The 18,869-nt window shown below is 70.9% G+C and carries 14 protein-coding genes; 10 read left to right on the top strand and 4 right to left on the bottom strand.

The features are described from left to right. Positions 1-46: 46 nt before the first annotated feature. The 3 genes from IEY79_RS10175 to IEY79_RS10165 all read left to right on the top strand — a co-directional run bounded on the left by IEY79_RS10175 (position 47) and on the right by IEY79_RS10165 (position 3,038). Positions 47-1,108 carry a LacI family DNA-binding transcriptional regulator gene (locus IEY79_RS10175; RefSeq protein WP_189107040.1) on the top strand — a complete coding sequence of 354 codons (1,062 nt, stop codon included), beginning with the start codon at positions 47-49 and terminating at the stop codon, positions 1,106-1,108. A gap of 146 nt (positions 1,109-1,254) precedes the next feature. Further along, positions 1,255-2,241, top strand: coding sequence for a bifunctional helix-turn-helix transcriptional regulator/GNAT family N-acetyltransferase (locus tag IEY79_RS10170; RefSeq protein WP_189107039.1), 987 nt, complete (start codon positions 1,255-1,257; stop codon positions 2,239-2,241). Further along, the gene (locus tag IEY79_RS10165; protein ID WP_189107038.1) at positions 2,238-3,038 is read left to right on the top strand and encodes a sugar phosphate isomerase/epimerase family protein; all 801 of its coding nucleotides are present in this window, start codon (positions 2,238-2,240) and stop codon (positions 3,036-3,038) included. The genes IEY79_RS10170 and IEY79_RS10165 overlap by 4 nt, the downstream gene beginning before the upstream one ends. Before the next feature lie 190 nt (positions 3,039-3,228). On the opposite strand, the gene IEY79_RS10160 is transcribed toward IEY79_RS10165, so the two are convergent. Further along, entirely contained in the window at positions 3,229-3,906 is a 678-nt protein-coding gene (locus IEY79_RS10160) for a class I SAM-dependent DNA methyltransferase (RefSeq protein WP_189107037.1), read from the bottom strand. Positions 3,907-4,200: 294 nt separating this feature from the next. Then, positions 4,201-5,628 (bottom strand): serine protease, encoded by a 1,428-nt coding sequence (locus IEY79_RS10155; protein WP_189107036.1) that lies wholly within the window; start codon positions 5,626-5,628, stop codon positions 4,201-4,203. A 1,891-nt stretch (positions 5,629-7,519) separates the two neighbouring features. On the opposite strand from IEY79_RS10155, the gene lxmK reads away from it, so the two are divergent. The 7 genes from lxmK (at position 7,520) to IEY79_RS10115 (ending at position 15,795) form a co-directional block, all read left to right on the top strand. Further along, entirely contained in the window at positions 7,520-8,578 is a 1,059-nt protein-coding gene (gene lxmK, locus IEY79_RS10145) for a class V lanthionine synthetase subunit LxmK (protein ID WP_189107035.1), read from the top strand. After that, positions 8,575-9,900, top strand: a complete 1,326-nt coding sequence (locus tag IEY79_RS10140) for a T3SS effector HopA1 family protein (RefSeq protein WP_189107034.1) — start codon at positions 8,575-8,577, stop codon at positions 9,898-9,900. Before lxmK ends, IEY79_RS10140 begins: the two co-directional genes overlap by 4 nt. Before the next feature lie 62 nt (positions 9,901-9,962). Next, complete coding sequence (locus IEY79_RS10135; RefSeq protein WP_189107033.1) at positions 9,963-11,900, top strand: ABC transporter ATP-binding protein; 1,938 nt, start codon at positions 9,963-9,965, stop codon at positions 11,898-11,900. Next, the gene (locus IEY79_RS10130) at positions 11,897-12,607 is read left to right on the top strand and encodes a flavoprotein (protein ID WP_229700781.1); all 711 of its coding nucleotides are present in this window, start codon (positions 11,897-11,899) and stop codon (positions 12,605-12,607) included. Before IEY79_RS10135 ends, IEY79_RS10130 begins: the two co-directional genes overlap by 4 nt. Next, positions 12,604-13,431, top strand: coding sequence for a class I SAM-dependent methyltransferase (locus tag IEY79_RS10125; RefSeq protein WP_189107032.1), 828 nt, complete (start codon positions 12,604-12,606; stop codon positions 13,429-13,431). The genes IEY79_RS10130 and IEY79_RS10125 overlap by 4 nt, the downstream gene beginning before the upstream one ends. A 70-nt stretch (positions 13,432-13,501) precedes the next feature. Continuing rightward, positions 13,502-14,479, top strand: coding sequence for an ABC transporter ATP-binding protein (locus IEY79_RS10120; protein WP_189107031.1), 978 nt, complete (start codon positions 13,502-13,504; stop codon positions 14,477-14,479). After that, positions 14,476-15,795, top strand: coding sequence for an ABC transporter permease (locus IEY79_RS10115; RefSeq protein ID WP_189107030.1), 1,320 nt, complete (start codon positions 14,476-14,478; stop codon positions 15,793-15,795). The genes IEY79_RS10120 and IEY79_RS10115 overlap by 4 nt, the downstream gene beginning before the upstream one ends. 346 nt (positions 15,796-16,141) lie before the next feature. Here IEY79_RS10115 and IEY79_RS10110 read toward each other — a convergent pair whose 3' ends face one another. Next, a complete protein-coding gene (locus tag IEY79_RS10110) occupies positions 16,142-17,455 on the bottom strand; it encodes a M16 family metallopeptidase (protein WP_189107029.1) in 1,314 nt (437 codons plus the stop codon). Beyond that, on the bottom strand, positions 17,452-18,837 hold the full coding sequence (locus IEY79_RS10105) for a M16 family metallopeptidase (RefSeq protein WP_189107028.1): 1,386 nt from the start codon (positions 18,835-18,837) through the stop codon (positions 17,452-17,454). Before IEY79_RS10105 ends, IEY79_RS10110 begins: the two co-directional genes overlap by 4 nt. Positions 18,838-18,869 lie beyond the last annotated feature (32 nt).

Here is an 18,869-nt window from a genome sequence, read left to right as displayed (position 1 = left end):
TCCGGCACCGATCCACCGCGTCACCCACCTTCCGGAGGAACCGCCGATGACAGTCACCCTGGCCGATGTGGCTGCCCGCGCCCGGGTGTCGCCCGCCACCGTCTCCCGCGTGTTGAACGGGAACTACCCGGTGGCCGCGTCCACCAGGGAACGCGTGCTGCGGGCGGTGGACGAGCTGGACTACGTGCTCAACGGACCGGCCAGCTCGCTCGCCGCCGCCACGTCCGACCTGGTCGGGATCCTGGTCAACGACATCGCCGACCCGTTCTTCGGAATCATGGCCGGGGCCGCCCAGACCGAGATCGGCGGCCAGGAGGGAAGCGGCCGGGCCGGCGGCGAGAAGCTCGCGGTCGTCTGCAACACGGGCGGCTCCCCCGAGCGGGAGCTGACCTATCTCACCCTTCTCCAGCGCCAGCGGGCCGCCGCCGTGATCCTCACGGGTGGCGCCCTCGAAGACCCGGCCCATATCGCGGCGATGTCGGCCAAGTTGACCAAGCTCGCCGACGCGGGGACTCACGTGGTGCTGTGCGGTCGGCCTCCGCTGCCGGGCAGCAGCGCGGTCGTCGCCTCGCTGGCCTTCGACAACCGGGGTGGCGGGCGTCGGCTCACCGAGCATCTGCTGGCGCTGGGGCACCGCAGGATCGGCTATGTCGCGGGCCCGGCGGAACGCACCACCACCCGGCACCGGCTGGAGGGCCACCGGACGGCGCTGGCCGCCGCGGGACTGACGGACGACCAGGGTCCGCTGACGGTGCACGGCCCCTACGACCGGCGCTCGGGCTACAAGGCGACCCTGGAGCTGCTGCGGCGGTCGCCGGACCTGACGGCGGTGGTCGCCGCCAACGACACGGTGGCTCTCGGCGCGTGTGCGGCGGTGCGCGACCAGGGGCTGCGCATTCCGCAGGACATCTCGGTGGCGGGCTTCGACGATCTGCCGTTCTCGGTCGACGCGGTCCCGGCGCTGACGACGGTGCGGCTGCCGCTGCACGAGGCGGGGGCCCGGGCGGGGCGGCTCGCGATGGGGACGGAGGCTCCGCCGCCGGGTGGGATCGCGACGATCGCCGCGGAATTGATGGCGCGGGCTTCGACGGCGCCGCCGCGGGGCTGAGGAGCGAGGCGGGGGGGGCTGGACGGGCACGGGCAGGATCGGGACCGGGGGGTTCACCCGATCGAGTGTCTTGCCGCTCTTGGCGACCCCGGCGTACCGTTGACTCAGTCAAGAAAAATATCGAGCGAACGGGTCGGGGGACCTCCATGACCATTCAGGAGATTCGCGCGTTCAACCGCTTCTACACGAACCTCATCGGCGCGCTGAATTACAGCAAGCACCTCTACACGCCGTACACGCTCACGGAGTCGCGGCTGCTGTACGAGCTCGCGCACACGCCACGTACGGACGCGGCCGAGCTCCGCGCCGAGCTGTCCCTGGACGCGGGCTATTTGAGCAGAATGCTCACCAAATTCGAGCGGGACGGACTGGTGGAGCGGACCCCGTCCGAGCAGGACGCCCGGCGGCAGCGGGTCACGCTGACACCGCAGGGGCGCGGGACCGCCGCGCTGCTCGACGAACGTTCCCGCGAGGCGGTCGGCACACTGCTGGACCGGGTCGAGCCGGACCAGCGCCCGCGTCTCGTGGAGGCGCTGCGGACGGCCAGGGAGCTGCTGAGCGCCGAGGCGAGTGTCGAGGACGGCCGCGGGGCGCCCTCCCGTCGTGACAGCCCCGTCCTGCGCGAGCCGGCCCCGGGTGATCTGGGCTGGATCGTGCAGCGGCACGGCGCGGTGTACGCGGCGGAGTACGGGTGGGACACCGCTTTCGAGGGCCTGGTCGCGAGGATCGTCGCCGACTTCGCGGCGGATCACGACGAGCGGCTGGAGCGGGTATGGATAGCCGAGCTCGACGGCCGGCCGGTGGGCTCGGTGATGTGCGTACGGGACGAGTCACCCGGCACCGCGCGGCTGCGGCTCCTGCTCGTCGAGCCGGAGGCTCGGGGGCACGGCCTGGGCGGGCGACTGATCGAGGCGGTGGTGGATTTCGCACGCGACGCGGGGTACCGGGAGGTGGTGCTGTGGACCAACGACGTCCTGGCGGCTGCCCGAAAGCTCTACATAAGGGCGGGATTCACCCTCGTCGCCGAGGAACCGCACCGTTCCTACGGAGCGGACCTTGTCGGCCAGGACTGGCGGCTCCCGCTTGTCGACCGGTCCGCCGCAGGCTCTCTCGTGAAAGGAAAGACGGAATGAAATTCGCCTTCTCGACCCTCGGCGTCCCCGGCCTCCCCATCCCCGAGGTCGTGGCCCTCGCCAAGCGGACCGGCTACCAGGGGGTGGAGTTGCGCGCCCATCCGGAGGAGCCCGTGCATCCGGGTATCGGCGTGGCCGAACGGGCCGCCGTGGCTGATGAGTTCAAGCGTCAGGGGGTCGAGATCCTGGCGGTCGCGGGCTATGTGCGGGTGGCGGCCGAGGACGCTGACGAGGAGCAGTCGCGCCAGGAGCTGGACGAACTGATCTGGCTGGCCCGCGATCTGGGCGCCTCGTACATACGCGTCTTCCCGGGTGGGGGCGACCAGGATCCCGAGGCCGCCGACGCCACGGCCGCCCGGAGGCTGGCCGCGGCGGCTCCGCTCGCCGCCGAGTCGCGGGTGCGGATCCTGTTGGAGACGCACGACTCGCACCGCACGGGCGCCGACGCGATCCGCGTCCTCGGTCTTGTCGGCCACAAGCAGGTGGGGGCGCTCTGGGACGTGATGCATACCTGGCTCGGTGGGGAACGCCCCGTCACCAGCCATGCGTCGCTGTCGCCGCACCTCGGCTACCTGCAGGTGAAGGACATCGCGTCGGCGGAGGACACCACGCCGTTGGCACTGGGCGCGGGGGTGCTGCCGTTGGGTGAGTGTGTCGGGCTGTTCGCCGGGGACGGGGATGACGGGTGGCTGTGCTGGGAGTACGAGAAGCGCTGGTACAAGGACGCGGCGGACCTCCCCGGGCTGCTCGTCCCCGGGCGCGAGCATCTGGAGGCGCTGCTGGCGCGGGGGCACTGAGGGAGGCGGGGAGGCCCGAGCTCCGGGGCGTACACGTTCGGGACCCAGACCTGCGGTCCGGGTCCGGAGACCGGGGCATGGGTCCGAGGGACGAGAGCCCCGGTGCGGGGTCAGGGGGCCGAGGAACCGGGGTCAGGGGAGTTGGACCCCGAGGCCCGGGGCCGAAGAACCGGGGTCAGGGCTGCCGGGGTCAGGGCTGCTGGGGGATAGGGGGGTGCGGGGGCTTGCGGGCCAGGATCTGGGCGTGGGGGGTTGGTTCCTTGTCGTAGGGCTCGCGCACGAGCCGGGCGGCCACGTGGAAGCCCGCCCGGGCCAGCAGTTCGGTGATCCGGTCGGGGGAGAGCCTGCGGAAGTCGAGGTTGACGCGGTGGCCGAACGCCTCGTCGTAGTGCCGGGGCTCGTCACCGACCTGGAAGGCGAGCAGCAGCCGGCCGCCGGGGGCCAGGACCCGGTGGAACTGCGCGAAGACGTGGGGCAGTTCCTCCGGGACGATGTGGATGATCGAGTACCAGGCGACGAGGCCGGCGAGGGAGCCGTCCGGCAGGGCCAGGTCGGTCATCGACCCTTCCTCGAACCGCAGCTCCGGGTAGCTCCGGCGGGCCATCTCGACCATCACCGGTGACAGGTCGATCCCGGAGACGTCGAGGCCGAGCGTGCGCATATGGGCGCTCATATGGCCTGGTCCGCTGCCGATCTCGACGACGGGACCGGCGCCGTCGGCCCGTACGTACTCGGCGAAGGTGCCGAGCATCGCGCGCCCCAGCGGGTCGGCCTCCGGTTCGGACTTGTTGAGTTCGGCGTAGTCGGCGGCGATGGCGTTGTAGCCGGCTCGGGTGTCGCGGATGTACGCGGGTTCGGGTGCGGTCATGGGCGAGGAGGTTAACCGGCTGCCCGCCGAGGGCGGTTGAGGGGGTGGCGTTGCGGACGGGCTTAGCACACCTTTTCAGCGAAATCAGCGGAATCTTCGCTTCCTGGGAACCTCGGGCGCCTCCCGTACGTCCTATTTCATGTGCTCCCGTCGGCATTCCGCAGCGCGGTGTCGGCCCTCGTACTCACTGGCTACGATCGCTGACTCCCCTCTCCAGGCCGCCTGTGGCCGGGCAGCACACCGCCACCGGTGCGCCCCCCTTGTCTGCGCCGGTGGCGGTTCCGTGCCTGCGGACTACTGACGGAGCGTCGGCATCCGCTCCAGGTCCTTCTTGTCGAGCTTCGCGTCGTACGCGGCCAGCGGCTTCGCCTTCGCGGCGTCCTGCTGCACGGCGGCCGGTGCGACGTCCGCCCAGTCGAGGATGCGGGCCGTGGCCTTCGCCTGGTCGTCGGCCACGAGACCGGCGACATTGGCGCCGTGGTTGGCGCCCGGCGCGGTGAACACATGGCTGTCACGCGTGCCGTGGCCGAGGCGGAAGCGCTCGGCGCCCCACGGGTCGTTCTCGCCGTAGACGAACATCATGCGGTTCGCGTGGTGGCGGACCCAGTTGTCGACGGACGGCATCTCCCACGGACGGAACTTCATGGGGATGTCGCGCGGGACGAAGTTCCGCGGCGGCTGGTAGCCGTAGCGGCTCAGGTTGCCCAGGTGGGGCAGCTTGACCGTGGGCGCGCCGAGTTCGGTGCCCGCCTGGTAGTAGTACGGCGTGTACCCGGAGAGGCCCTGGTCGGTGTAGAACGAGAAACCGGAGATCGCGTCGATGATGTTGTAGATCTCCTCGTCCGACGCGGTGGCCGGCGGGATGTCCGCGCAGTCGGCTTCCAGGCTGTACTGCCAGAAGGCCCAGACGAAGTCGAGCACCACGGCCTCGTACGCCTTGTCGAGCGTGCCGACGGTGGTGAAGGTCGCGCCTTCCGCCTCGGCCCACTCCGCGTACATCTTCTCCAGCGGCTCGCGCCTGACCAGCGCCTCGCGCTGCACGGCGTTGAGCTTGTCGCGGCACTCCTCGGTGCCGACCTTCTCGAAGAAGCGGTCGTAAGCGGAGTCTTCCTTGTTCACCACGTCGTTGGGCGCGACGTAGGCGACGACACCGTCCATGTCCCGCGGGTGGAAGCGCTCGTAGTACGTGGCGGTCATGCCGCCCTTCGAGCCTCCGGTGGAGAGCCACTTCTTCGGGTAGATCTTCTTCAGCGCGCCGAAGATCCGGTGCTGGTCGGCCGCGGCCTGCTCGTAGTCGAGCTTCGACCAGTCGGCCGGGTCGGGCCGGGACGGCGTGAAGAAGCGGTATTCGAGCGAGACCTGGTTGCCGTCGATGATGCGCGTCGGCTCACTGCGGCTCGGGTTGGTGGACACGCCGTACCCGCTCGTGAAGAACACGGTGGGGCGGCTGGTGTCCTTGTGCAGCAGCGTGAGGCGCTGCTTGAAGGTGCCCTTCGACGGCCGTTTGTGGTCGACCGGCTGGGTGTAGTTGAGGACGAAGTATCGGTAACCGGGGTACGGCTTCTCCTCGATCAGGCTCATCCCCGGGATGGCGAGGATCTGGTCCTTGATGTCGGGGGCCGCGGATCCCGCGTTCCCGTCGGCGGCCGTTGCCGCGCCGGCCGTGCCCAGCGTGCCGACGAGCAGCACGAGCGACAGCAGCCATCTCAGCGCCTTGCGCATTCACACTCCCTGTGTTCATGACAGACGCCCGCGAACCTAGCCGGGTAGGCACCCGCGCCGCCAGCCCCCACGAGCCGCTCGCACCCGGATGGCGCCTCCCTCGTGCGCCGTTCCCGCCCCGGCCACGCGGACTCGCAGGAGGCGTGAGCACGGCGCGAGGACGGTGCGAAGACCACGCGGAGGAGGCGCGGAGGGAACGGAGGCGGCACGAAGGAGGCGCGAAGACAGCACGGAGAGAGCACGGAGAGGGAGTGGAGAAACGTTCGGGGATCGGAGACGGAACCGATCGCGGGCCCTTCGAAGCACAATTCCGGGCCCTGGCGGGAGTGGGCTCGCCCACCTCCACCGACGCTTAACACGGTTGTCACAACAGGGGCATCGCCTTTCCTCCGCGTAACCGGCCGGGCGCCTCACCCTGTCCGGAATACAGCCTTCCCGCGCCCGCTCCCGGCACCTTCCCTCCCACCATTCGGCCGTTTATCAACCGGGCCCCCGACGCCCCGAATTGGTTGCCCTGGGATCGTTTCCCCCCTCGTGGACCCCATCCCGCGGGAGGTGCGCGGGACCCCCCGCGGCGGGTCTCGACGCTCACGCGACCGCGCCCGCGGCGGATCGGGGCGGACACCCTGCCGAGGTATCCAGTCGCGACGTTCCGGACATCACCGCCCCGACCAGACTCACGATCACCGTCAATGGATGCTGTGATCTGCGTCACATATTCCGGGTGTGTCGCACCCCCCTCGGACGCCCTCCGAGGGAGCGGAAAACTGAAGCTGGGAGACCGTACGGGCACCCCTCGGACCGGCCGGTGACGGGACGACAGCACAGGGCGATCACATCTCGCCCTGTTCACCTCCCGCACCGGACCGTTTGAACATACGAAGTGGAGGCGAGGTGGAGGGGTGTCATGGCCGCGGGTGGTCGGCGCCTCGCCCACCTCGCACACGGGGGAGAAAACTCCCGCGTCACGGGCGGACGGACCGGATTACCACTCCGGTCCGATGACTGAAACGGGGGAAGGAATTGACTGACGCTTAGACCGGAAATCCATACTTCTCGGACCACGCTCGATCGAACCGGAGACAGCAGCTCTTCCGGCGGCAGCACTGGGAACGAGCATCATGTTTCCGGCCGTCGAGCACCTCGGAATCCGGCGCCTCACCGCCGGACAACCGTGAGGTTGATACAGGTGAATCCACGAAGTGTCCTCAGAGCCCCCCACCTCGGACTGGAAAATGATCACTTGAGAATCCTTCAACTCGTCTCGCAGGGCTGCACCATGGCGCAGGTCGCACGCAGGATGGGAATGAGCGACCGCACACTGCGCCGAAAACTGCGGACGATATGCGAACGGGTCGACGTCGAAACGCCGATCGAAGCGGTTGTGTGGGCCGTACGGCGAAGAATCGTCTGAGCCTCGTCGAATCCACGACCCGACGCCCGTAGAACAAGCACCACGCGGTGGCACACAACGCATCACCCACCGCACACGGGCGACGAGAATACGAAATTCTCGGTTCGGACGGACAGGCCCCCGAACAGCGGCATCGAGTGACGGTTGGCGGAGGAATCGTCACCGACCGCGGTTCGTCGGCCAGACCTCGCACCGCCTCCCACGCGGGTACGGTTTTCCCCGCTGACCCGCGTGGAGGCGGTCCGACGGTCGCGCCGCCGACCCCCGTGGAGGCGGCCCAACGGCCCCGGACCGGCAGTCCCAACGGCCGCCCGGCAGTCGTGCACGTTACCCATCGAGCCCTGCCCTAGCCGACGGTGGCCGATGGCGGTCAATTCGTTGTCCGCCGACGGCGTCCCGCGATAGAAAACGGCTGTGGCAGGCGAAAAGATTCAATACCCGCAGGGCCGGTCTTCCGCGTCGGCTGTCGACAGTCCCGTGGACGCATCGGTCGAACATCTCCTCGTCCAGCTCGACTTGGGTTCACTCAACGCCTCGGAGGTCTTCTCCTATCCCGGCCGCAACGACAACTGGTCGGGCGTGACCGATACCGGCAAGGCCGTATTCGTGAAGCGTCTCAAAGGGAATCCCAAGGAATCCCTGAAGCGCTACCAGCGGCTCATGTCATTCGAGCGCCTGATGAATCGCGGCCAATCCCCCTTCCCCCGACCGGAATTCCTGGGCGGCGACGAGGAAGGGCGCCTGCTCGTCTTCGGGATGCTCGACGACATCCGGTCGGGCAGTGAGCTCGCGGCGGAGGACGAGTTCACCGAGGCGACGTCCGAGGAGGCCGGCCGCACGGTGGCCGCGCTGCACCAACTCCCGTTCCAGCCCGAGGACTTCCCCGAGCCGGACCCGCACCCGTACCCGCCCGTCGAGGACCTGCGTTCACTGCCGCTGGAGCACTACGTCAACGCCACCGGCGCGTTCATCCAGGGCTGGGGACTGCTCCAGCGCGACGCCGCGCTGCTCGACGGGCTCGAACGGCTCCGGGCGACCGAGGCCGAGGCCGCGCGCGTGCCGATCCACGGTGATCTGAGGCTGGATCAGTTCCTGGCCACGGAGACGGCGCTGTACGTCAACGACTGGGAGGAGTTCCGGCTCGGCGACCCGGCGCGTGACGTCGGGGCGTACGCCGGTGAATGGCTGCACCGGGCGGTGCTGCGGATTCCCTCGCAGGAGACGGACGACGCGTTCTCGGCGACGCTCACCCACGAGGAGGTGGTGGCGCGCGGCAGCGAGGAGCTGGACCGCGTGCTGCCGCTGATCGCCGCGTTCCACCGCGGCTACCGCGAGGGCGGCGGCCCCGACGACGAAGGACTCGTCGTACGGGCCACGTCCTACGCCGGATGGCATCTGATCGACCGGCTGATCGCCTCGACCAAGGAGAACGGCCGCCTGTCGGCCATCGTCCGGGCGGCGGCGGGAATCGGCCGGACCGCGCTGCTTGATCCGCGGAGCTTCGTCTCCACGGTGGGACTCGGGGAGGCCGCATGAGCACGGTCACGGGCACGGCTACGGGCAGCTCTACGGGCAGGGCTGCCGGCACGGCGGGGGCCACGGCTGGGGGTACGGCTGGGGGTACGGCTACGGGCACGGACCTCGCGAACGGTCCGGGTGCCGGTCATGACACCGACCCGGCACGACCGGCCGCGCCGACGGACCCCACACCGCTCCTCTCCGCCGGACTCCGCGGCGCCCTGGACTCCGTCCGGATCACGGCGGACGGCAAGACCGCCTGGGTCGGCGACGACGAGGTCACGGCCGAGTCCCCGTCCGCGATGCGCTTCACGCTCGCGCGCGCCCTCTACGAGGTGCTGCACACCGGCCGCGGGATACGCGACCGCAAGGCGCCCAAGACCCTGCGCGCGCCGGAGTACGAGACCCGGATCGCCGAGGCGACCCCGCACGCGGCGACCGTCGCGCCCGCCATCCTCACCGACCGGCGCACGGCCGCCGGCCGGCGCGTGGTCGAGATCGACGGCCTGCGCCTGAACGTGCCCGACCCGGTGACGCTGCGGGAGACCGGCCGCACGGTCGGCGACCCGGCGCGCCCCGTGGTCCTGATGACCCTTCCCTCCGCCCGCCCGCTGATCTCGCCGGGCTTCTTCCTGGTGGACAGCGGCAAGGGCCGTACGGGCGGGGGCGATCTGCTGCGCATGTATCTGCGGGTGGCCGACGCCGAACAGGCGCCCGCCCTGTGGAACGCCGTACTGAGCGCCCTGGAGAGCCGGTCGGCGGTCTACCGGGCGAAGATCATCTCGAATCCGGCCAGCCTGCCGCGCAACGACGGCATGGTGGTCTATCTGAGTTCCGAATCCTGGGGCGTGGTCGACGCGTTGACCGAGAGCGCCCTGGCCACCGGGCTGCCGGAGGGCCCGCCACCCGCGTTCGCGCATGTCGTGGTCCCGGGCGTGACGGCCGCCTGGGAGCCGAAGGACGACCGCACCGGCATGCGCGGACTCAGTTTCGGCGAGCACCGTTCGCATGTGGTGGCCCGCGCCTTCGTGGCCGCCGCCGAGCAGGGGCGCGAGCGCCCCACCGTCGCCGAGCTCTCGGCGGCCTGCGCCGCGGCGAACGTCGATCCCGCCGACCCCGCCCGGAACCTCGACTCGGCGCCCTGGCCCTGGTCGGTCACGTCGCCCGCCGGAACACCGACCGGCGCGGAGACCAACCCCGGGGCCCACACCGAGGCCCACAGCGAGACCGGCGCCCACACCCACACCGACACACGGACCGAGAACAACACCGACCCCAGCGCCAGTGCCGACGCCGATACCGGGGCCGGGGCCGGGGCCGGGGCCGCAGCCGCGCCCTGAACCGTAGGCCGTGCGACCGAAAGTGACCGGATGCAACCGCAAGCTTGAGGAGAACCACCACCATGGCCAAGGCAGATCCACGTCCGGCCGGCACCGACGAACTGCGCGTCTTCGCCCAGCTCCTGGAGGGCCGGAAGACCGCCGTCGCCGGTGCGGTGGTGATGAGCATGCTCTCCGCCGTCGCCACGCTCATGCTTCCGCTCCAGGTCCGCGACCTGGTGATCGCCCTCGGCCAGGACGAGCGGCCGATCCGCCCGATGCTCGCGATGGCCGGTCTCGCGCTCGGCGCGGGTCTCGCGTCGGCCATCGGCTCCTTCCTGCTCGCCCGCGCCGGTGAGGCCCTGGTCTCCGAGGCCCGGTTCCGGATCGCCGCGCACATCCTGACCCTCCCCCTTCGGCGCGTACGACGCGAAGGCGCCGGCAATCTGGTCGCCCGCGCCAGCTCCGACAGCTCGCAGCTGCGCTCCGTGGTGGACGTCGGCGTGGCGCAGATCCCGTCGTCCCTCTTCCTGGCCGTCGGCACGCTGATCGCCATGGGCCTGCTGGACTGGGTCCTGCTCCTGGTCGTCCTGGCCACCTTCACCGTCGCCGGACTCGGCATCTTCGCCTGTGTGCGGGCGATCCGCAGCGGTGTGGAGAGGCAGCAGAACGCCATCGGCACCATGTCCCAGCAGATGACGGCGGCCGTGCTGTCGCTGCCGACGGTCAAGGCGTTCCTGGCCGAGCGTCAGGTGGCCTCATCGCTGGGGCACAGCGTCGACGACGCGCGCAAGGCCGCCGTGTCCGTCGCGCGTGTGAGCGCGCTGGTCGGTCCCACGATGCAGTTCGGCCAGCAGCTCTCGATCGTCGCGGTGATGGTCGTCAGCGGGGCGCGGCTCGCCTCCGGGGATCTGAACATCGGCGAGTTCGCCGCCTTCATCGTCTATCTGCTGCAACTGGTCTCGCCGCTCACCCTGCTGGTCTCGGGCTTCGCCCGGATGCAGTCCGGCCTGGCGGCGCGTGGCCGGCTGAACAGCGTCCTCATGATCCCGTCGGAGGACCCCGGAGCGACCGCCGAGATCACGCCCTCCGCCACCGCGCCGGCGGTGGAGTTCGACCGGGTCACCTACATCGACGGCGAGCGCACCATCATCCACGAGGCGGCCTTCGCGGCGCCCGCGCGCGGGCTGACCGCCATCGTCGGCCCCTCCGGCGCCGGCAAGACGACGCTGCTCGGCCTCACCGAACGCTTCCTGCAGCCGGACTCGGGCCGGATCTCGATCTGCGGGTTCCCGGTCGAGGAGTGGCCGCTGCACCAGCTGCGGGGCCAGATCAGCTATGTCGACCAGAGCTTCACCCTCGTCGAGGGCACGGTGCGGCAGAACCTCCAGCTCGGCCAGGACACCGACGTACCGGACGCCGAACTGTGGCGGGCGCTGGAGAGGCTCGGGCTGCGCGCGGCCGTGGAGGCGCTGCCGGACGGTCTCGACACCGAACTGGGCCGCGCCGAGGACCTGTCGGGCGGTCAGCGGCAACGGCTGGCGGCCGCCCGGGTACTGCTCCGGGAGACCCGCGTCGTCCTCTTCGACGAGCCGACGTCCCAGCTCGACAGCGAGAACGAGGAGCGGCTGAGGGCGCTGATGCGTGAACTCGCCGCCGAACGCGCGGTGATCGCCGTCGCGCACCGCATCTCGACCGTCCAGGACGCCGATCTGATCGTGGTCGTGGACGAGGGGCACATCGTCGACCGGGGTACGCACGAGGAGCTGCTGACGCGCTCCGCGCTCTACCAGGAGCTGGTGCACGGCCAGACGCTGCGCGACGGCAAGGACAAGAACGCCAAGGACAGCAAGGACAGCAAGGACAGCAAGGACAGCAAGGATCCCGAGGAACGACAGGCGACCACGACGGCCGCACCCGTCACCGCACCCCCCACGGACCCGGCGTCCGCGCCGGAGACCGCCCCCGCTCCCGAGCCCGCGCCCGTGGCGGGTTCGGGGGCGGGAGCGGCGGCCCGGTGACCGCCGCGGCGGGGATGCCCGAACCGGCCGGCGTACAACGGCTGTTGGTCGTCGGTACGGGGTCCGTGACGGCCGCCCATCTGCCGTTCTGGGCGAGCTGGCTGAAGACGGCACAGCCCGGCGTGGAGGTGCGGTACGTCCTTACGGGAGCGGCCACCCGGTTCGTCACCCATGAGGCGCTGGCCGCCATCGGTGGCTGCGACGTGCTGGCGGACCGCTGGCCCGAGGAGCCCGAACCGCGCGCCCGCCACGTGGATCTCGCGCAGTGGCCCGACGCCGTGGTGGTCCTGCCCGCGACACTCAACTACCTGGCCCGGCTGGCGCTGGGCCTCGGTGACTCGCCGTCGGTCCTCGCGCTCCAGTGCACGGAGGCCGCGATCGCGCTGGCGCCCGCGCTGCCCCCCGGCGGCGCGCAGAGCGCGGCGTACGCGGAGCACTCCGCCAAGCTCGCAGGACGCCGGGGCGTCGTGGTCGTCCCGCCGCATCCCGGCCGCAGTACGACCAGTGGGCGACGTGAGGCGTGGGCGCCCGCCTCGTTCCCCGAAGTGCTCGCCGCCGCCGACCGGTTGCGGGCGGAGCTGGCGAAGCCGACGGAGACGACGCCCGCGGAGTCGCCGACGCCGGCACAGCCACCGACGCCCACGGCCACGGCCACGGCCCAGGAACACGCATCAGCGGAACAGCGGAAGCAGAGGGAGAGAGCATGACCAACGAGGCACCTCAGCAGACCGGGAACCGTACGAACGGCTCCACCGCCGCCGACGGTTCCACGTCGTCCCAGGGCCGGACCGCCAACGGCAGCAGCGCGTACGGCGAGGCACTGGCCGACGTCTACGACTCGCTCTACCCCACCTCCGGCCCGGCCATCGACTCCATGATCACCTTCCTGGACGAGCTGCGCCCAGCCCCCGCCTCGCTCCTCGAACTGGGCGTCGGCACCGGCCGGCTGGCGATCCCGCTGGCGAAGCACGGCTACCGCGTGCACGGCGTCGACGCCTCCCCCTCCATGCTGGCGAAGCTGCACGAGAACGACCCCACGGGCGGCATCACCAGCTCGGTCGCGGACTTCAGCGCGCTGGAGGTGGAGGAGCGGTACGACGTCGTCCTCACCGCCCTCAACACCTTCTTCATGCTGCCGACCCAGGAGTTGCAGATCAGCTGTCTGCGCGGCATCCACGACGCGCTCGCGGACGGTGGGGTCGCGGTCTTCGAGACGTACAACCCGCAGAACTACCACCGTCTCTCCGAGGCGACGACGCAGATCGGTCATCTGGCCCCGGACGCGCTGCTGCTGGACACGATCCAGGTGAACCGGCAGCTCCAGTCCGCGCTCGTCGTCCACACGATCCTGGGCCCCGGCGGGCTGCGGAAGGTTCCGGAGGTCAGCCGGTACGCGTGGCCGGCGGAGTTCGACGTCATGGCCAGGCTCGTGGGTCTTCGGGTCACCGGTCGCTGGGCCGGCTGGGACCGGAGCGCGCTGTCCGAACTGACGGACAAGCACATCGTCGTGGTAGAGCGTCAAAACGCATGACAACCTTGACGGACTGATGTGTTAACGCAATACTTCAGTGAGTTAACACATCATCGTCGGGAGGTACGGCATGGCTACGGCAGCGCTGGAGGTCGACCGCGTACGGAAGAGCTACGGCAAGCGCCGGGCCGTGGACGACATGACCTTCGACATCCGTCCCGGCGAGCTCTTCGGCTTCGTCGGCAGCAACGGGGCGGGCAAGACCACCACGATGCGGATCATCCTCGGAGTGCTCACGCCCGACGCCGGGGAGGTCCGCTGGCTGGGCCGCCCGGTCGACTTCGCGGCCCGCAGGCAGTTCGGCTACATGCCCGAGGAGCGCGGTCTGTATCCGCGGATGAAGGTCGCCGAACACCTGCGTTACCTGGGCGAGTTGCACGGCATGTCACGTGCCGGGGCGCGGGCCGCGGCCGACCGGTGGATCGAGCGGCTGGAGGTCTCCTCGTACGCCTCCGAGGAGGTCCAGAACCTCAGCCTCGGCAACCAGCAGCGGGTCCAGCTCGCGGCCGCCCTGGTGCACGAGCCGAAGGCGCTGGTGCTGGACGAACCGTTCTCCGGTCTCGACCCGGTGGCGGTGGACGTGATGCGCGACGTGCTCGCGGAGAGGGCCGCCGAGGGCGTGCCCGTCATCTTCTCCAGCCACCAACTGGCCCTCGTGGAGCGCGTCTGCCACCGGGTCGGCATCGTCGGCGGCGGGCGGCTCATCGCCTGCGGCACGGTCGGGGAGCTGAGCGAGAGCGCCGAGCGCCGGCTGCTGGTCGACGCGCCCGAGGCGGGCGAGAACTGGGCGGCGGGGCTGGCGGGCGTGGAGGTCCTGAGCCGCGAGGGCACCCGCACCCGGCTCCGGCTGGCGAAGGGCGCGGACGATCAGCGCGTGCTGCGCGCGGCGCTGGCCACGGGGCCGGTCTCCACCTTCGTATCCGAACAACCGCCACTGACCGAGCTGTACCGCGATCTGGTGACCAGAGACGACGCCGCGAGCGCGGAGACCGCGACGGCAGGCGCGAAGGGCACGGCAGGCAGCGAGAGCGAGGGCGGCGGGCGATGAGTACAGCGGCACAGGCGGACGCGAACGCGGGTTCCGACGCTGAATCCGACGCGGGCGGCGGCGAAGGCACCGACACGGCGGTACGGGACAAAGGCGCGCCCGCCCCCGGCGGCGGCCCCTCCCCCGATCCGGGCACCCTCTCGGCGCGCCGGGCCGTCGGGCTGGTCGCCAAGCGCGAGATCAACAGCAGGATGCGGACGAAGTCCTTCGTACTGAGCACGCTGGGACTGGTGCTCGCCCTCGGCGTCTACACCCTGATCATCCTCTTCTCCAAGGAGGGACCGACCAAGGTCGGCCTCGACCGGGACGCCGCCGCGATGCGCCCGATGCTCACCGCCGTCGCCGACCGGGCGAGCGACCTCGACTTCGAGTTCGTCACCGTCGACGGCGACCGCGCGGAGACACTGCTGCGCGACGGGGATGTCTCCGCCGTGATCAGCGGCGGCACGGCCGACCTCACGGTGACCGTGGAACGCGAGACGAACGACGAGCTTCTCGCCGTCGTGAACGCGGCGGTGGCCGAGGACAGCACCACGCGGGAGCTGGAGCGCGCGGGCGTGGACCCGGCGGAGTTCGCGGAGCGCGTGGCGTCGTCCGGCGCGGAGACCAGAACGCTGGAGCCTTCGGAGAACAGCGCGGCCGAGCAGTTCGCGCTGATCCTCTCCTCCACCGGACTGCTGTACTTCTTCTTCATCGTCTACGGGATCATGCTGGCGCAGGGCGTGGTCGAGGAGAAGACCAGCCGCGTGGTCGAGCTGCTCCTCTCCAGCATCCGGCCCTGGCAGCTGCTGGCGGGGAAGCTGATCGGTGTGGCCGTCGTCGGCGTGACCCAGCTCGTCCTGCTCGGCGGAGCCGCTGTCGTACTCGCCGAGGGCACCGGAGCCATCTCGCTGCCGACGGCGGTGGGCGGGACCCTGATGACGATGGGCGTCTGGTTCCTGCTCGGCTTCTTCCTCTTCGCCGCGATGCTGGCCGCCGCCGCGGCGCGCGTCTCGCGGCAGGAGGACCTCCAGGCGGTGGTGCAGCCGGTGATGGTGCTGATCACCACGCCGTTCGTGCTGGGCATCACCCTGCTGAGCAAGAACGCCCACGACCCGGTGATCGAGTGGCTCTCGCTCGTACCGCCGCTCAGTCCGATCCTGATGCCGGCGCGCATGCTGCTGGGCATCGCGCCGGCGTGGCAGGTGGCGGTGTCCCTGGTGCTGGCCGTGGCCGCGCTGGTGGGACTGACCCGCGTCGCCGGCCGGATGTACGCCAACAGCGTGCTGCGCAGCGGCTCCAGGGTCCCGCTGGCCGACTCACTGCGACTGCGCTAGCGCCCGCCGGCACGTGTCTCCCCAGCGAACCGACCTCCCCCTCCGACGACATCCGCCGTCCCCATCCATCCGCCGGACCCGCCGCCTCCGACGCGGCGGCCCGGCCCGATCCCCCACATCCACCCCGAGTCCCCATCCCCCCACAACACACCCTCACCCAGCACTCAACGGGAGTACCTCATGAGCACCGCAGTCTGGATCGCCATCGGAATCGCCCTTCTCGTCGCCGTCATCGCCGGGATCGGCAAAAGCCGGAGCTGATCGCCGCCCGGCCCGCACAACTGGCGGAGGGGCCGGCGTTCCCGGGAGCCACCCGGGAACGCCGGCCCCTCCGTCGTCCCGTCCCTCAGAAGTCGAGTCGGTCGCCGGCTCCGTCACGTCGCAGGGACGCGACCGCGGACCCGTCGGCGAGGACCACGCCGGTGAAGGCCGCGGGCCGGAAGAACCGCCGCGCCGCCTCCGAGACCGCGTCGTACGTCACCCCGTTCAGCAACGGCCCCCACCCGTGCAGCCAGTCGGCCCCGACCCCGATGTGCAGCAGATTCGACAGGCCGGAGGCAAGGGAGGCCGGGGAGGACATCGCCGTGGCGATGGAGCCGATCGCATAGCTCCTGGCCGCGTCGACCTCGCGCTCCGACGGCGGCTCGGCCGCCATCCGCACGAGTTCGTCCCGGATCACCCCGAGGGCCGCCGCCGTGTGTTCGGCCGCGGTGTCGGCCTCGATCATCAGTGTGGAGGCGCCCGGTACGGACTCCATGCCGGAGCCGAGCTGGTACGCGTACCCCTTCTCCTCACGCAGGTGCGTGACCAGCCGGGAGGCGAAGGACCCGCCGAAGACCAACTGGGCCAGGTGCAGGGCCGGATAGCCGGGATCGGTGCGCGGCAGGGCCGGGGTGGCCAGCCGGATCATGCTCTGCACGGCGCCCGGCCTGTCCGCCCACAGGGGCGGCCCGCCGATGAACGACGGCGGCGGCTCGGGCACGTCGTCCGCCGGACCGGGATGCCATCCCCCGAACACATCGGTCACGGCCGCGAGCGCGTCCTCGGGCCGCAGATCGCCGACCAGCACGAGCACCGCGCCGTCCGCTCCCAGATGCCGAGCGTGCAGTTCGGCCAGGTCCTCCGGCGCGCAGGCGGCGGCCAGTTGGGGCGCCGGCCGCAGGCGGGCGGCGACCTCCTCGCCGTACCTCCGGCGCAGCAGCGCCTGCTGCGCGACGGCCGCGGGCTGGTGCGAGGAGAGTTCGATGCGCCGCGCCAGCCTGGTCCGTTCGGGGGCGACGACGGCCTCCGTCAGCCGGGGCGCGAGGACGGTCTCGGCCATCAACTCCAGTACGGCGGGCAGGGAGTCGGCCAGCGTATGGCCGGTGACGGTGAATCTGCGCGCGTCGGCGCCCGCGATCAGCGCGGCGCCATGCGTGGCGAGAGCCGTGTCGAAGGAGTCGGCGTCCCGGTGTGCGGTGCCTTGCAGGAGGATCCCGGCCAGCAGTTGGCGCAGCGCGACCTCGCCCGGTCCGGTCGCGGCGTACGGGACGGTGAGCCGGATCTCGACGAGGGGGACGACGGGGGCCGAACAGAGCACGACCCGCAGTCCGTTGGGGAGTGTGGTGTCGAGGTCGGGCAGGGGCAGCCGTGGTTCGTGGTGGGCGCCTGGGCCGCTCATGGCGCGACCGCCTTTCCGTGAGCTGTCGCGGTTGTTCCCCGATCGGGCGCGCCCGTGCCCGGGACGAAACGTACGACCGCCCGGTGCGACGCACGCAGCCGTGCCGCGGCCCGGCTCACCTGCTCGCCGGTCACCCCGGTCCGTATCATCTCGGGCAGCCGCTCGGTCAACTCCGCCTCGCCGAAGAGCAGTTCGCGCTGGCCGAGGAGCTGGGCCCGGGTGCTCGGATCGCCCAGTTCACGCAGCGCCGCGGACGCCCAGCGGGCGGTGGTGGCGCGCAACAGCCCGGCGTCCACCTCGTTCTCGACGAGTGTCGCGAGCGCGGTGTCCAGCGCCTCCGTCACGCCCCCCGGGTCGTCCGCCTCATCGGTCCCGTCCGGCCCGCCGTCGTCCGCGCCGGCTGTCCGGCCCTCCGTCGCTCCCCCGTACACCGCGAACAGCGTCAGCAGATCGGGCCCCGTCGTGTCCAGCGGCAGCCCGAACAGCCCGCAGCCGACGGACAGGCTCGCCACCCCGGTCGGCGCGGCCGGCCCCCGGCGCAGCAACGCGTGTCTGCCCTGCCCCAGCAGCGCCGCGAGGACCACGTGCGCGAGATGGTCGGCGCGCTCCTTCACGGGATCGGGCATCCGGTAGCCGATCGCCACGGCGGGCAGCCCGGCATGCGGGTCGGCGACCGACAGCTGTCGGTCCTCCCACGGCTCGGGCTCCGCGGCGTCGGGCGGGGCCGCCACCGGACGCCCCGGCAGGGGCTCGAAATGCCGGCGTACGAGGCGCTCAGCCGCGTCCGGTTCAAAGGCTCCGGTCAGTGTCACCAGGGCATTTCCGGGACCGTAATGGTCGACGAAGAACCGCTCGCAGAGCGGGATGTCGATGGCCGCCAGATCGACGCTCTCGCCGTATCCGTCGCGCGCGTTTTCGGTGAGACTGTGCAGGGCACGCGGCAGTACCCAGGGAAATGCGCCGTACGGACGATTGCGCACCATGAGACGTATCTCTTCGTCAATCACCGCGGTTTGCGTGCGCAGATTCTGCTCGGTAATACGCGGTGAACGCATTCGGTCCGCTTCAAGAGCGAGCAGCATTTCCAACGCGGAGGCGGGAGCCGCGGCGTAATAAACCGTCAGGTCCTGTCTCGTTTTCGCGTCTCCGAGACCGCCGGCCCGCTGTACCTGGGGCAGGTATCCGCCGGGTGCGCTTCCGTGGCCACCCTGGATCATGAGATGTTCGAAGAGATGAGCGAGGCCCGTATGCCCCTTGGGCTCGGTGCGGAAACCCACTCCGTAGTGCACCGCCACACCGATTGACGCGCCGGTCGGATTGGGTGCCAGGAGCACCCGCAGACCGTTGTCCAATACCAGGCGGCGCATCTGATTTCGGGTCATCCAGGCGAGCATAGACTCCGGTCAACTACCGC

Origin of the sequence: Streptomyces camponoticapitis, from assembly GCF_014646115.1 — a bacterium.
Lineage (GTDB): Bacteria > Actinomycetota > Actinomycetes > Streptomycetales > Streptomycetaceae > Streptomyces > Streptomyces camponoticapitis.
The sequence above is the reverse complement of the archived record's forward strand: the minus strand, read 5'-3'. Positions and strand labels throughout refer to the sequence as shown.

What these genes read in the sequence shown, in the direction of transcription:
- IEY79_RS10175 (WP_189107040.1), top strand. Translation starts at nt 47, where the DNA reads ATGACAGTCACCCTGGCCGATGTGGCTGCCCGCGCCCGGGTGTCGCCC.
- IEY79_RS10170 (WP_189107039.1), top strand. Translation starts at nt 1,255, where the DNA reads ATGACCATTCAGGAGATTCGCGCGTTCAACCGCTTCTACACGAACCTC.
- IEY79_RS10165 (WP_189107038.1), top strand. Translation starts at nt 2,238, where the DNA reads ATGAAATTCGCCTTCTCGACCCTCGGCGTCCCCGGCCTCCCCATCCCC.
- IEY79_RS10160 (WP_189107037.1), bottom strand. Translation starts at nt 3,906, where the DNA reads ATGACCGCACCCGAACCCGCGTACATCCGCGACACCCGAGCCGGCTAC.
- IEY79_RS10155 (WP_189107036.1), bottom strand. Translation starts at nt 5,628, where the DNA reads ATGCGCAAGGCGCTGAGATGGCTGCTGTCGCTCGTGCTGCTCGTCGGC.
- IEY79_RS10140 (WP_189107034.1), top strand. Translation starts at nt 8,575, where the DNA reads ATGAGCACGGTCACGGGCACGGCTACGGGCAGCTCTACGGGCAGGGCT.
- IEY79_RS10135 (WP_189107033.1), top strand. Translation starts at nt 9,963, where the DNA reads ATGGCCAAGGCAGATCCACGTCCGGCCGGCACCGACGAACTGCGCGTC.
- IEY79_RS10125 (WP_189107032.1), top strand. Translation starts at nt 12,604, where the DNA reads ATGACCAACGAGGCACCTCAGCAGACCGGGAACCGTACGAACGGCTCC.
- IEY79_RS10120 (WP_189107031.1), top strand. Translation starts at nt 13,502, where the DNA reads ATGGCTACGGCAGCGCTGGAGGTCGACCGCGTACGGAAGAGCTACGGC.
- IEY79_RS10115 (WP_189107030.1), top strand. Translation starts at nt 14,476, where the DNA reads ATGAGTACAGCGGCACAGGCGGACGCGAACGCGGGTTCCGACGCTGAA.
- IEY79_RS10110 (WP_189107029.1), bottom strand. Translation starts at nt 17,455, where the DNA reads ATGAGCGGCCCAGGCGCCCACCACGAACCACGGCTGCCCCTGCCCGAC.
- IEY79_RS10105 (WP_189107028.1), bottom strand. Translation starts at nt 18,837, where the DNA reads ATGACCCGAAATCAGATGCGCCGCCTGGTATTGGACAACGGTCTGCGG.